The sequence below is a fragment of the Psychrobacillus sp. Z3-81 genome (assembly GCF_056620325.1).
This window is the reverse complement of sequence record NZ_JBWQPU010000020.1, coordinates 36,893-50,194: the sequence shown is the minus strand read 5'-3', so window position 1 is coordinate 50,194 and position 13,302 is coordinate 36,893. Positions and strand designations below refer to the sequence as shown.

The 13,302-nt window shown below is 38.2% G+C and carries 14 protein-coding genes and 1 rRNA gene; 14 read left to right on the top strand and 1 reads right to left on the bottom strand.

Annotation, left to right across the window (positions count from 1 at the left end; all coding sequences use genetic code 11):
• From rrf to rsmI, 11 genes are all read left to right on the top strand, one after another.
• Positions 1-72 (top strand): 5S ribosomal RNA (gene rrf, locus AC1ECF_RS16440); the annotation flags it as partial.
• A 1,021-nt stretch (positions 73-1,093) separates the two neighbouring features.
• Complete coding sequence (locus tag AC1ECF_RS16435) at positions 1,094-2,515, top strand: aminotransferase class I/II-fold pyridoxal phosphate-dependent enzyme (RefSeq protein WP_480390510.1); 1,422 nt, start codon at positions 1,094-1,096, stop codon at positions 2,513-2,515.
• A gap of 2 nt (positions 2,516-2,517) precedes the next feature.
• On the top strand, positions 2,518-3,156 hold the full coding sequence (tmk, locus tag AC1ECF_RS16430) for a dTMP kinase (protein WP_480390509.1): 639 nt from the start codon (positions 2,518-2,520) through the stop codon (positions 3,154-3,156).
• Between the two features lie 54 nt (positions 3,157-3,210).
• Entirely contained in the window at positions 3,211-3,540 is a 330-nt protein-coding gene (locus AC1ECF_RS16425) for a cyclic-di-AMP receptor (protein ID WP_093276576.1), read from the top strand.
• Between the two features lie 23 nt (positions 3,541-3,563).
• Positions 3,564-4,001: a YaaR family protein gene (locus AC1ECF_RS16420; protein WP_480390508.1), complete on the top strand. Its 438-nt coding sequence runs from the start codon at positions 3,564-3,566 to the stop codon at positions 3,999-4,001.
• A gap of 62 nt (positions 4,002-4,063) precedes the next feature.
• Entirely contained in the window at positions 4,064-5,074 is a 1,011-nt protein-coding gene (holB, locus tag AC1ECF_RS16415) for a DNA polymerase III subunit delta' (RefSeq protein ID WP_480390507.1), read from the top strand.
• The gene (locus AC1ECF_RS16410) at positions 5,067-5,897 is read left to right on the top strand and encodes a PSP1 domain-containing protein (RefSeq protein WP_480390506.1); all 831 of its coding nucleotides are present in this window, start codon (positions 5,067-5,069) and stop codon (positions 5,895-5,897) included. Before holB ends, AC1ECF_RS16410 begins: the two co-directional genes overlap by 8 nt.
• Before the next feature lie 9 nt (positions 5,898-5,906).
• Complete coding sequence (gene yabA / locus AC1ECF_RS16405; RefSeq protein WP_480390505.1) at positions 5,907-6,266, top strand: DNA replication initiation control protein YabA; 360 nt, start codon at positions 5,907-5,909, stop codon at positions 6,264-6,266.
• A gap of 64 nt (positions 6,267-6,330) precedes the next feature.
• Complete coding sequence (locus AC1ECF_RS16400; protein WP_480390504.1) at positions 6,331-7,077, top strand: tRNA1(Val) (adenine(37)-N6)-methyltransferase; 747 nt, start codon at positions 6,331-6,333, stop codon at positions 7,075-7,077.
• Complete coding sequence (locus AC1ECF_RS16395) at positions 7,064-7,330, top strand: GIY-YIG nuclease family protein (protein WP_480390503.1); 267 nt, start codon at positions 7,064-7,066, stop codon at positions 7,328-7,330. The genes AC1ECF_RS16400 and AC1ECF_RS16395 overlap by 14 nt, the downstream gene beginning before the upstream one ends.
• Entirely contained in the window at positions 7,327-8,199 is an 873-nt protein-coding gene (rsmI, locus tag AC1ECF_RS16390) for a 16S rRNA (cytidine(1402)-2'-O)-methyltransferase (RefSeq protein ID WP_480390502.1), read from the top strand. Before AC1ECF_RS16395 ends, rsmI begins: the two co-directional genes overlap by 4 nt.
• A 50-nt stretch (positions 8,200-8,249) precedes the next feature.
• Here rsmI and AC1ECF_RS16385 read toward each other — a convergent pair whose 3' ends face one another.
• Positions 8,250-8,525 carry an AbrB/MazE/SpoVT family DNA-binding domain-containing protein gene (locus AC1ECF_RS16385; RefSeq protein ID WP_480390501.1) on the bottom strand — a complete coding sequence of 92 codons (276 nt, stop codon included), beginning with the start codon at positions 8,523-8,525 and terminating at the stop codon, positions 8,250-8,252.
• A gap of 332 nt (positions 8,526-8,857) precedes the next feature.
• Here AC1ECF_RS16385 and metG point away from each other — a divergent pair, with 332 nt between their 5' ends.
• The 3 genes from metG to AC1ECF_RS16370 all read left to right on the top strand — a co-directional run bounded on the left by metG (position 8,858) and on the right by AC1ECF_RS16370 (position 13,295).
• Positions 8,858-10,810 (top strand): methionine--tRNA ligase, encoded by a 1,953-nt coding sequence (gene metG / locus AC1ECF_RS16380; protein WP_480390500.1) that lies wholly within the window; start codon positions 8,858-8,860, stop codon positions 10,808-10,810.
• A 373-nt stretch (positions 10,811-11,183) separates the two neighbouring features.
• Positions 11,184-11,954: a TatD family hydrolase gene (locus AC1ECF_RS16375; RefSeq protein ID WP_480390499.1), complete on the top strand. Its 771-nt coding sequence runs from the start codon at positions 11,184-11,186 to the stop codon at positions 11,952-11,954.
• A 117-nt stretch (positions 11,955-12,071) separates the two neighbouring features.
• A complete protein-coding gene (locus AC1ECF_RS16370; protein WP_480390498.1) occupies positions 12,072-13,295 on the top strand; it encodes a ubiquitin-like domain-containing protein in 1,224 nt (407 codons plus the stop codon).
• Positions 13,296-13,302: the final 7 nt, after the last annotated feature.

Genomic DNA, 13,302 nt, shown 5'->3' with positions numbered 1-13,302 from the left:
CACGGAAGTTAAGCTCTTCAGCGCCGATGGTAGTTGGGGGTCTCCCCCTGTGAGAGTAGGACGTCGCTAGGCAACAGCAAGGCCGTCACCGAGTCAAATCGGTGGCGGTCTTTTTCTATTGGTCAGAATATCTACGAGAAGGGGAGAAATTGCTGGACAACCTGATAGGGTTATCTGGGGCAGATTGAATTACTCTCGTTCATAGGAGGAATACTCTCGAATAGGTGTTTGTTACTCTCGTTCACGGAAGCAATACTCTCAGATAGAGTGCATTTATTCTCATTCATCAAGAATACTCTCATTCGGGGAGCATTTACTCTCGGAAAAGCCGACTTTATTCTCAATCGCGCCGGAATAAAAGGAAGGCATTCTCCCAATCAGCACCTACTATCTAAATAGGAAAGAACATTTGGGGAAGGCATGGCCGATGCCTCCAATCTCCCATACCAGCTCCTATCCCAGCATCCACAAGTAAGCTAGAAGACTTAGAATGGTAAAAGGCATGGCAAATGCTCACCGGTTATCTTTATAAGGGCAAATTCAAAAAAATAATCCCTGTCATAGGTAACCGAGGATTTACTCTCATTCACGGGTGAAATACTCTCGGATAGGTGGTGGTTACTCTCGTTCGGGGAGCATTTACTCTCGGAAAAGCCGAATTTATTCTCATTCGTGCCGGACTAAAAGGAGGGACATCTTCCGAGGTATTCTCGTTCAGCAGGAATACTCTCGTTCGTGCCAGCCTAAAAAGAAGAGTCTAACCTGAGGCAGTATCTTCAAGTTAAGCGGAAGAATGGTGGAAGTGCATTGGCCAATGACGACCAGTTTTTCGTAAAGGGGGGAATTCTAGTAAGGGTTCCCCCCTTCTAGAGATTGACCTGACTTTATTCTCGGAGAGGTTGCATTTACTCTCACTCAGTCGATCCTAACAATTCAGCGTCTGTCTTGTGAGAGTGGGGTATCCGTACTAATAGAGTAGGAAATAATAAGAGTTAGACACTCTCTTTCCTTAATGTCCTTGCAAGGAAAGCAAAGGATTCACTCATTTTTTCATGTATAATAAAGATAGCAAGAGGTAATTGGAGGTTTTCATATGCAGGAGTCACGCCCACTGGTTGAGGCATTAGAAAAATTTTATAATAAGAGGACTATTTCGATGCATGTGCCGGGGCATAAGCATGGTTTATTATCTAAGCTTCCAAGTCCTATGAAGCAAGCGATGGGCTATGATTTTACGGAACTAAGTGGATTGGATGATTATCATCATCCAGAGGAAGCGATTAAGGAAGCGGAGGATTTATTAGCTAGAGCTTATGGATCGGTGAAAAGCTTCTTCTTGGTGAATGGGACGACTGTCGGAAATCTAGCAATGATATATGCGGTTTGTCAGTATGGGGAGCAATTGATAGTGCAACGTAATGCACATAAATCTATCTTTCATGCGATTGAACTAGTAGGGGCTGAACCAATATTCGTTAACCCTGTTTGGGATAAGCGAACAAAGACGGCGACGACAGTGTCAGTAGAGGGAATTCGGAAGGCTATTGAGGATTTTCCTAATGCGAAAGCAGTAGTTATCACATATCCTAACTATTATGGTGTAGTATCTGCTGAGCTACAGGAAATAATAGAGCTATGTCACCAAAACAATATGCTTGTTTTAGTAGATGAGGCTCATGGTGCTCATTTTAGGGCTTCAACAGGCTTTCCTAAGTCGGCATTAGAGCTTGGAGCAGATATTGTTGTACAATCAGCTCATAAGACTTTACCAGCCTTTACAATGGGCTCCTTCCTGCACATCAATTCAACGTTAGACTTAGTTGAACGAGTAAATAAATATCTTAGAATGCTCCAATCAAGTAGCCCCTCCTATTTATTACTTGCTTCGTTAGACGATGCTCGTAATTATGTGGAGAGGTACAGTGATATAGATTTTAAACAGTTCATGGATAAGAGAAAGTTGTTTATTGAAGCATTAGAAACAATAAAACAGCTAGAAGTAATACAAGTGGATGACCCACTTAAGCTGCTTATCAGAGTAGGAAAATATTCTGGATTCCAGGTACAGAGAGTCCTGGAGGCACATCAACTTTACGTTGAATTGGCGGATACATCTCAGGTGTTACTCATTTTGCCGTTGTTAACTTTTGACCAAGATTATTCTTTTGCAGAGGTCAGAAAGCGTATAAAAAATGCAGTGGATGATTTAATGAAGGAAGAGCCTAAGAGTCCAAAAGATATTCACCCCACTGCTGGGAAAGAGATTTCTACCTTACATATGAATGTAAGTTTATTAAATGAGAGGCAAGGGGAATGGATTCCTTATACACGAGCGTTGGGGAGAGTTGCAAAAGGAATGATTGTTCCTTATCCACCAGGTATTCCGTTAATTTTGCCTGGGGAGAAAATAACTGTTTCCGTGTTGACAGAATTAGAGGAATGGATAGAGAAAGGGGCTTCCTTTCAAGGAAACCATCGTCTAGAAGAAAGGCTAATATATGTTGTGGAGGATTAATTGTGAAGAAAAAAGGGTATTTTATAACAAGCGAGGGACCAGAGGGTGCTGGGAAGACGACAGTGATGCAACTGCTAGGTAGCAGGCTAATGGATGAAGGCTATGAAGTATTAATGACTAGAGAGCCAGGCGGTATAAAGATTTCAGAGGAAATACGTAATATAATTTTAGATAGAGAGCATATAATGATGGATAGTCGTACGGAAGCGTTGTTATATGCTGCTGCAAGAAGACAGCACCTGGTTGAGGTAATCTTACCTGCTTTAAATGAAGGAAAAATCGTCATATGTGATCGATTTATTGATAGTTCCCTCGCTTATCAAGGCTTTGCTAGAGGAATCGGGGTAGAGGAGATCTATTCGATTAATCAATTCGCAATAGGAGATACAATGCCTGACAAGACCATTTACTTTGATATAGAACCAAGTATTGGACTGGCACGTATCAATGCCCACCTGGAGAGAGAAAAAAATCGATTAGATGTGGAAAGTCTCTCTTTTCATGAGAAAGTGAGAGAGGGATATTTAATGCTGTTAGATAAATATCCAGAACGTTTTGTCTCCATTGATGCTTCCAAGGAGGTAGAAGAGGTTCTCGAAGAAGTTTATTTAGCCACCAAGAAAGAACTGGAAAAATATTAAATAGTTTATGTTATAATAGAAAGAATATATAATAATAATTAGGGGTGAGTCTCGATGAAATTAATAGTAGCGGTAGTGCAGGACCAAGATAGTAATCGGTTATCCAATGCGTTAACGAAAGCCAAGTTTAGAGCAACAAAACTTGCAAGTACAGGTGGATTTTTAAGATCTGGAAATACTACTTTTCTAATCGGTACCGATGACTCTTTAGTGGCATCTGCATTAGAACTAATTAGAGATAATTGCCGTGCAAGAGAGCAAATGGTTGCACCTGTTTCTCCAATGGGAGGAAATGCAGACTCTTATATCCCGTACCCTGTGGAGGTAGAGGTAGGAGGAGCAACAGTATTTGTCCTTCCTATTGAACAATTCCATCATTTTTAAAATGAAGGAAAGGAAAGAACATTTTGAAAATAAACCAAGACTTGCGTGTAGGACACGATAAGATTCGAAATACCATTCCGCAAAATGTTTCTTCTGCAAAGTTCGGTCATATGGTCGTCAAACAAGAGCAGAGAATGCAGACGGAAACGTTGACTAGACTTTTAGGAGATATCTCCACAGCTGGAGATCGATTAGCTAGATCTAGAAATTTGCGGGACATGGCGAAATATAAAATGCTCATTCGAAAATTTTTGCAAGAAGCTGTTGATTTCGGAATGGGATTAAAGCAGTCTCACACATGGAATCGCTTTGGAGAAGGTAGAAAGCTTAAAATAGTAGAAACGATTGATGAAAAATTAGTAGAATTAGCTGAAGAAATACTGAACCAAGAAAAAAGCTCCCTTGACTTATTAGATAAAATTGGGGAGATTAAAGGACTTCTAATTAATTTGTATACGTAATACTCCCGTGTTTTCGCACAATGCGAGACACGGGATTTTTTAGAGAAAGGAATGAATAAATAATGACAGAGGAATGGTCCATAGAAGGAATTGAAAAACTGCAACCAAGGGCTATTCAGCAAGTACAAGCAATGGTATCTAAGGGAAGAGTAGGCCATGCTTATATTATAGATGGGGCAAAGGGAACAGGGACAGAAAAGATCATGCAGTTTTTTGTTCAGCTGTTATTTTGCGAAAATCCGACAAATTATGTTCCATGTGAAACATGTCGAAGCTGCAGAAGGCTAAAATCACATAATCATTTAAACTATAGGGAAATAAAACCTGATGGACAATTTGTTAAAAGGAATCAGATAGACGAGTTAATACAGGAAATGAGCAAGACCTCTATTGAAAGCGGAAGAAAAGTTTATGTGATATATGAAGCAGATAGACTACATAATAGCGCTGCTAATGCATTACTTAAATTTTTAGAGGAGCCTCAAAGTAATATCACTGCCTTTCTTTTAACAGACAAAATTCATGCCCTTATTCCAACAATTCGTTCGAGATGCCAGCAAATTAGTCTCTCGGCGATTCCACATGCTATTTTAAAGCAAAAATTAATAGAAGAAGGAATAACAGATTCTATGGCTTCAACGGTTAGTAGATTGACAAATAAGGTCGAAGAAGCACTAATTTTAGCGACAGACGAGCAGTTTGGACTTACACGAAAATCAGTGTTAAAATTAGTACAAGCAGCGGAAAAGGATCCCCAGGAGGCGCTCTTATGTCTTCATGAAGATTTTGGACCATTGCTAAAAGAGAAAGAGGAAGCAGGACAAGTATTAGATTTACTACTATTTGCTTATCGTGATATAGTAGCTATAAAAGCAACTCCGGAAACAGCTTGTACTTATCCAGACATGATTCCCGTTTGGAAACAGTTGGCTTTGCAAACAACTTACGGAAAATTATCTAAACAATTAGAATTAATTTTACAAGCAAAGCAAAATCTTCATAAAAATATGAATAGGACGCTGATGATGGAACAGCTGATGCTTAACCTGCAGGAGGGGTATAGTGTTGTATAAAGTGGTAGGAGTCCGCTTCAAAAAAGCGGGTAAAATATATTATTTTGATCCAGTAGACTATGCGCTTGAAAAAGATGACTATGTCATCGTAGAAACTGCTAGAGGGGTAGAGTATGGGAAAGTCGTTGTACCGATTAAACAGGTCGGAGAGAACGATGTAGTGCTTCCATTAAAGCAGGTAGTGCGTCCATCTACAGAAAAGGATCGTATCCAGGTAGAGGAAAATCGATTAGAATCTGCCCAAGCCTTGGCTTTAGGAACAGAGAAGATTTTAGAGAGGCAGTTAGAAATGAAGCTTGTAGATGTCGAATATACCTTTGACAGAAACAAGATTATCTTTTATTTTACTGCAGAGGGTCGCGTAGATTTTAGAGACCTAGTGAAGGACTTAGCCTCTATATTTAGAACAAGAATTGAGCTTCGACAAATAGGGGTACGAGACGAAGCGAAAATGCTTGGAGGAATTGGTCCATGTGGTCGTATGCTTTGTTGTTCAACGTTCCTTGGAGATTTTGAGCCAGTTTCGATTAAGATGGCAAAGGACCAAAATCTGTCCTTAAATCCTTCTAAAATTTCAGGTCTTTGTGGAAGATTAATGTGCTGCTTAAAGTATGAAAATGATGAGTACGAGGCTGCAAGAGAAAAAATGCCAGACCTTGGAGATAAGATAGAAACACCGGATGGTTTTGGTAAAGTAGTAGGCATGAATGTGCTTGAAAGAGTTTTAAAGATTGAATTTAGCGATCCTATGCGTGTACTAGACTACACGTTAGATGAGATTATCAACTATGCTAAAAGCCCAGTACAATGGTCTAGGCAATGAGGTGAATATGTGATGGACCGTAATTTTTTGGATACAGTAATCGAATTTGAAAAACATTTAGAGTCCACGCAGCTCCAATTTCGAGCTTTAAAAGAATTTGTAGCAATCTTGCTTGAAGAACGCCAGGCGCTGCAAGAAGAAAATAAGCACTTAAGACAAAGACTTGATGAAATACATGAAAAAGAAATGACTCAAGAGAAAATGCAAGGTAAAGGGCAGTTGAACAAGATGGATGTTGGAGAAGGGTACGATAATTTGGCTCGTCTCTACCAGGAGGGCTATCATGTATGTCACGTTCATTATGGAAGTCCTCGCAAAGAGGAAGATTGCCTGTTTTGCTTATCTTTTTTAAATAAACAAAATGGTTAAATGAAGAGACTGAATGCCACATAGGTGGAATCTCAGTCTCTTGTTTTGTATGGAGGTAGTAGAAATGGAAGAATGGCTAAAAAATGACGAGCGATTGGATTATTTATTGGCAGAGGATTTGAGAATAATTCAGAGCCCTTCTGTTTTTTCTTTTTCGCTAGATGCTGTTTTATTAGCTAAATTTACATATGTTCCCATTAAAAAAGGAAAAATAGTAGACTTATGTACTGGAAATGGTGCGATCCCCTTATTTCTTAGCGCACGAACAAATGCAGAGATTATAGGAGTAGAGTTACAAGAAAGACTTGCTGATATGGCTGACAGAAGCGTGAAATATAATAAGCTAGAGGGAAGAATAGAAATTAGGGAAGATAACGTAATAGGAATAGCAGGAAAAATAGGCTATGAAAAGTACGATGTTGTTACCTGCAATCCACCATATTTCCCTGCTCATGAGGCAAGTGAGCGCAACCTAAAGGAACATTTAGCAATTGCACGACATGAAATTCATTTAAAGCTTGATGAGGCAATAAAATCAGCAAGTGAGCTTCTGAAACAAGGTGGAAAGGCTGCTTTTGTCCATCGTCCTGGAAGACTGTTAGATATCGTAACTGCTATGCGAGCAAATAGACTTGAGCCAAAGCGGATACAACTTGTCTATCCCAAGCCTGGGAAGGAAGCAAACACTTTATTAATAGAAGGAATAAAAGATGGGAAGCCAGATTTGAGGATTCTCCCACCTTTATATGTGTATGGGGAAGATGGAGAATATACAAACGAAGTAAAAGAGATGCTATATGGAGCAAGATAAAGGAAATCACATTTTTTATGTATTAGAATGTAGAGATGGTTCGTATTATGCAGGATATACAAATGATTTAGTGAATCGAATGAAAAAACACAATGAAGGCAAAGGTGCCAAATATACAAGAGCTAGAAAGCCTGTGAGATGTATATACTATGAGTTATTTGAGTCAAAGGAAGAAGCAATGAGAGCAGAGTATGCATTTAAACAGCTTTCACGGAAACAAAAAGAAGCCTATATGGGAGGAACTGTTAAATGAGATCCCAAAAGTCAACCGAGCATGAGACACATAGCTGTTTATACTTGGTAGGAACACCTATTGGTAATTTAGAGGACATGACAATGAGAGCTATACGAATTTTAAAGGAAGTAGATCTTATTGCAGCAGAAGACACGAGAAATACAAAAAAGCTTTGTAATTATTTTGAGATAAATACCCCGTTATTTAGTTATCATGATCATAATCAAGAAACAGGCGGGGAGAAGATTTTAGAGTTATTAAGAAGGGGAAAAAAGGTTGCTTTAGTGAGTGATGCAGGTCTACCATGTATCTCTGACCCAGGAGCCGATATTGTGGAGAAGGCTGTGGCTGAAGGATTTGCAGTTATCCCAATACCAGGAGCAAATGCAGCTATAACTGCGCTAATTGCTTCTGGACTGCAAACTCAACCGTTTTACTTTTATGGGTTTTTAAGCAGAAATAAAAAAGAAAGAAAAAGTGAGCTTCTAGAACTTCAAAAAAGGAAGGAAACAATCTTACTTTACGAAGCACCACATCGTTTAAAAGATACCTTAAAGGATATGCTTACTATAATAGAAGGTAATCGAAAAATAACGCTTGCTAGGGAGCTAACTAAAAAGTTCGAGGAGTTCCTCAGAGGAACTTTAGAGGAAGCTGTTGCTTGGGTAGAAAGTGCCGACATTAGAGGTGAGTTTTGTATTGTTCTAGAAGGTAATGGAGAATCTGTTCAAGAGGAAGAAGCTTGGTGGATTTCTTTATCTTTAGAGGAGCATGTAGAGCAAGTAATAAAAGAAAAAGGAATCAGCTCAAAAGAAGCAGTGAAAGAGGTTGCAAAAGAAAGAGGGATTTCCAAGCGGGAAGTGTATCAGGCTTATCATATTAACTGAGACCAAAAAGAAAAGGGTAGCAAGGTAAATCCTTGCTACACCTATTAACATTATTTTAAGTTGCTTTGAATTTCTTTAATTAATGCTTCAGCGCCTTCTGGGCTTAAGATTAATTTACCGCCAACTAGACGTAGGTTATCTTCAGAAACTTCTCCAGTAACAGCACATGTCATGTTAGGCATATATTTTTTTAAGATGATTTTATCATCGTCAACGTAGATTTCTAAAGCATCTTTTTCAGCAATACCAAGTGTACGACGTAGTTCAATCGGAATAACTACTCGTCCTAATTCATCAACTTTACGAACAATACCTGTAGATTTCATTATTAAAGTTCTCCTCTCAAGAGTGTATATTTTTCGCCATAATTCGACATAAACCTCTTTTATGTAGTCTATCATACCAAGTACTACCATATTGGTCAATAATTATTCTTCTGATTTTATTAGAATTTATGATAAAAATATGACTTTTTGCAGGCGAAAACCCCAGTTAGATGTGGTTATATATAAAAGTTATTAATAAAATTCTTTTTTTTGGAAGAAAATCGAACCTCCTGTTTAATTCGACAAGTGAATCTAGTAGTATAGATTGAAACCACTTATTCATTTAGATAGAATAGGAAATAAATAAAGAACGCATTGGAGGCAATATCAAATTGAACGAGCAAAAAACATTCTATTTAACCACGCCAATTTACTATCCGAGTGGAAAATTCCACATTGGTACTGCCTATACAACTGTAGCTTCTGATGCAATGGCGCGCTACAAACGGCTAAAGGGCTATGATGTAAGATTCTTAACTGGTATGGATGAACATGGTCAAAAAATTCAAGAGAAAGCCCAAGAGGCAGGAATGGAGCCGCAAGCATATGTAAATGAAATTGCAGCGGCAGCTAAGAAAGTTTGGGCTTTAATGGATATTTCGTATGATGATTTTATCCAAACGACAGAGGAACGTCATAAAAAAACAGTAGAAAAGATTTTTCAAACTTTCTTAGATAACGGCGATATTTATAAGGGAGAGTATGAGGGATGGTACTGTACCCCATGTGAATCATTTTTCACAGAGACACAATTAGAGGACGGTAACTGTCCTGATTGTGGGCGTCCGGTACATAAAGTAAAAGAGGAATCTTATTTCTTTAATATGAAGAAATATGCAGGTCGTCTTCTGGAGTATTATGAAAACAATGTAGAGTTTATAGAGCCTGAGTCTCGTAAGAATGAGATGATCAATAACTTTATTAAACCAGGACTAGAAGATTTATCTGTTTCCAGAACATCCTTTGACTGGGGAATAAAAGTACCAGGAGATTCAAAGCATGTCATATATGTATGGGTAGACGCACTGACTAATTATATTACCTCACTAGGTTATTTATCAGAGGATGACTCTCTATTTAGAAAGTATTGGCCTGCAGACGTACATGTGGTTGGAAAGGATATAGTTCGTTTTCACACCATTTATTGGCCTATATTCCTTATGGCATTAAATTTACCATTACCTAAAAAAGTATTTGCTCATGGATTTATCATGATGAAGGACGGTAAAATGTCTAAATCTAAAGGAAATGTCGTATATCCAGAAATGCTAGTAGAACGCTACGGACTTGATGCTACTCGTTACTTCTTACTAAGAGAGCTTCCGTTCGGCCAAGACGGTGTATTTTCACCTGAGTCCTTTGTAGAACGCACTAATTTTGATTTAGCGAATGATCTTGGAAATCTGTTGAATCGTACAGTCTCTATGATTAATAAGTATTTTGATGGTTCTATACCAGTTTCTGACACGGTTGCTACAGAATTTGATGAAGCTCTTATTCAGTTTGCAAAGGAAACGGTTGACAAGTATGAAGCAAATATGGAGAAAATGCAATTTAGCGCAGTTTTAAGTGATCTTTGGGCACTTGTATCACGCACAAACAAATATATAGATGAAACGCAACCATGGGTGCTTGCTAAAGATGAAACTCAAAAAGGACAGTTGGCAGCTGTCATGACTAATTTAGCAGAAAGCTTAAGAATGATTGCTACGCTCATTCAACCATTTATGACAAACAGTCCGAAAGAAATAGTAAAACAGCTAGGCCTTTCAGAGGAATTGTTAAAATGGAGTAATCTGAATAGCTTTCATGTCATCCCAGCGGGTACAGTTGTCATTAAAACAGGAGTACCTATTTTCCCGCGTTTAGAAGTGGATGTGGAGGTTTCTTATATACGAGAGCAGATGCAAGGATCTGTTCAAACCCCTCAAGAGGAAGAAATAGAAGAAGAGGAAAAAGTAGAGGAAATATCTATAGATGATTTCTTTAAAGTAGATTTACGCGTTGCGACCGTCATTTCTTGCGAAAAAATGCCAAAAGCAGATAAGCTCCTAAAATTACAGTTGGATTTAGGCTATGAAAAACGTCAAGTCGTGTCAGGTATAGCGAAACACTACGAGCCGAACGAACTTATCGGGAAGAAAGTAATAGTGGTTGCAAATTTAAAGCCAGTGAAGTTAAGAGGAGAGTTATCGGAAGGGATGATTCTGGCTGGAGAAAAGGACGGCTTTTTAACTTTAGCAACTGTAGATGAAAAATTAGAAAATGGTGCACAGGTTAAATAAAGGGAAATAATATAGAAAATGGGCTGTTCCATAAGCAGAAAACTTATGGGGCAGCCCTTCTTTAATTGATGAATGTTTTTTCTTTGCTTTACTCTCCTTAGAACGATATTATATGCCATATGCCCTGTGTGCGGTAATATGCTCTCCGCTCATTTCATTTATACTTGCCGGGATGAATCAGGAGTTTATGGATTTATAAAGAATTTCCTCCCTAAAACAACTTCTTGTATATTTAGAAAAAAATTTCATGTATATGAAGAAAAAGATTTAGTTTGACTTAAAAATTCAGCTAATTTAATGTATTTGTAATAATATCGTGATGTATGTAAAAAGAAAAAGTTGTAGAATATTTTACAGATAGGAGAACATCTATATGTTAATTGATACTCATGTACATTTAAATGCAGACCAATATGATGAGGATTTACAGGATGTAATTGATCGAGCAATTGAAGCAGATGTCCAAAAAATGGTTGTAATTGGATTCGATCGAAAGACAATTGAACGAGCTATGATTCTTGCAGATACATACCCGTTTATCTATGCTGTCATTGGCTGGCACCCAGTCGATGCAATTGATTGTACAGATGCTGATTTGCAATGGATTGAAGAGCTTTCTGCACATGAGAAGGTAGTTGGGATAGGAGAGACAGGGTTGGACTATTATTGGGACAAGTCTCCAAAAGATGTTCAGCAGGAGCTTTTTCGAAAGCAAATTCGTTTGGCTCAGAAGGTAAATCTCCCTGTGATTATACATAATCGTGATGCAACGGAAGATGTTGTAAAAATTCTTCAAGAAGAAGAGGCTCATCTTACGGGAGGAGTCATGCACTGTTTTGGTGGTAGCGTAGAAACAGCGAAACAATGCATTGAAATGAACTTTATGATTTCCTTAGGTGGCCCTGTAACTTTTAAAAATGCAAAGAAGCCGAAAGAAGTGGCTACAGAAATTCCTTTGGATAAGCTGTTAATAGAAACAGATGCACCGTATCTCGCTCCACATCCACATCGTGGAAAAAGAAATGAGCCAGCGCTAGTGGCTTTGGTCGCAGAGGAAATAGCTAGATTAAAGGGTTTGACAGTAGAAGAGGTAGCAGAGGCTACGAGTAAAAATGCGCTAAAATTCTTTAATCTGCCTAATTAACGGTTATGAAAAAAGGGTTAAAAATTAGCTTCAGGTAAATAGAGGGAAAATCCAAAAGAGTTGACAAGCTGAAAAGTACTCTATATAATCACACGAGTGAACAAGGAGGCGTTTTTCATGCAAAAAAATAACATGAAAAACCTGTTCCTTCCTTCATTGAGGAGCAAGAAAACATTAGTAACTGCATTGTCTTTATTGGTGTTTATTGCAGCTGTTACCTTTGTATTGTACGAAGGTACAAAGAAAACTGTCGCATTGACAGTAAACGGACAACAACAAGAAATTACAACTCATGCAAATACAGTGAAGGAACTATTAGATGAGCAAGATATAATAGTTTCGGACCATGATTATTTACATCCCTCAGTGAACACTTCAATCTCGAATAATTTAGAGGTTGAGTGGGAGCAGGCAAGAAAAGTACAAGTCACGGTAGATGGAAAGGTACAAAGTGTACATACTACTGACGATTTAGTTTCAGAAATATTGGCAAAGGCAAATGTTCAGTTAGCTGAGCATGATAAAGTAACCCCTGCGATGGATGCAGTGGTAGGACCGGACAATGAAATTTCTATCAAAAAGGCTTACCAAGTAACTGTTTTAGATGGAAAGGAAAAGAAAAAATTATGGTCCACTTCGACTACGGTCGCTGACTTTTTAAAAAAACATGACATTCATTTAAATGAATTGGACCGTTTGAAGCAGAGTATGGATGAGCAAGTAACACCAGATACTGTTATAAAAATAGTGCGAGTAGAAAAGGTCACCGATGTAGTTGAAGAAGAAACAAACTTTGCAGTAGAAACAAAAAAAGATAACTCGCTACCAAAAGGTAAGGAAAAAGTTGTTCAAGCAGGAGAAAAAGGAACTGTTTCCCGAACATATGAAGTAGTAAAAGAAAATGGTGTAGAGGTATCTCGAAAAGTAGTAGAAGAAAAAGTAACAAAAGAACCTAAGAAGAAGGTAGTTGCAGTAGGTACAAAGGTTGTGACAGCTAGTGTATCTCGTGGGTCTTCCAAAGTAGCAGGTACTTCTAACTCATCTTCTGGGGGGAAAGAATTCTATGTTACCGCAACAGCCTACACTGCTTATTGCAACGGCTGCAGTGGTGTAACTTCAACTGGTATTAATCTTAAATCTAACCCTGATGTAAAAGTTATTGCTGTAGATCCAAGTGTTATCCCATTAGGCTCAAAGGTTTGGGTAGAAGGCTACGGGTATGCTATTGCAGGTGACACAGGAGGAGCTATTAAAGGGAATAAAATAGATCTTTTTATGCCATCGAAATCCCAAGCATATAATTTTGGTCGTAAAAAAGTACGTATTAAAGTTTTAAACTAATTACGAG

What these genes read in the sequence shown, in the direction of transcription:
- AC1ECF_RS16435 (WP_480390510.1), top strand. Translation starts at nt 1,094, where the DNA reads ATGCAGGAGTCACGCCCACTGGTTGAGGCATTAGAAAAATTTTATAAT.
- AC1ECF_RS16425 (WP_093276576.1), top strand. Translation starts at nt 3,211, where the DNA reads ATGAAATTAATAGTAGCGGTAGTGCAGGACCAAGATAGTAATCGGTTA.
- holB (WP_480390507.1), top strand. Translation starts at nt 4,064, where the DNA reads ATGACAGAGGAATGGTCCATAGAAGGAATTGAAAAACTGCAACCAAGG.
- AC1ECF_RS16400 (WP_480390504.1), top strand. Translation starts at nt 6,331, where the DNA reads ATGGAAGAATGGCTAAAAAATGACGAGCGATTGGATTATTTATTGGCA.
- AC1ECF_RS16395 (WP_480390503.1), top strand. Translation starts at nt 7,064, where the DNA reads ATGGAGCAAGATAAAGGAAATCACATTTTTTATGTATTAGAATGTAGA.
- rsmI (WP_480390502.1), top strand. Translation starts at nt 7,327, where the DNA reads ATGAGATCCCAAAAGTCAACCGAGCATGAGACACATAGCTGTTTATAC.
- AC1ECF_RS16385 (WP_480390501.1), bottom strand. Translation starts at nt 8,525, where the DNA reads ATGAAATCTACAGGTATTGTTCGTAAAGTTGATGAATTAGGACGAGTA.
- AC1ECF_RS16375 (WP_480390499.1), top strand. Translation starts at nt 11,184, where the DNA reads ATGTTAATTGATACTCATGTACATTTAAATGCAGACCAATATGATGAG.
- AC1ECF_RS16370 (WP_480390498.1), top strand. Translation starts at nt 12,072, where the DNA reads ATGCAAAAAAATAACATGAAAAACCTGTTCCTTCCTTCATTGAGGAGC.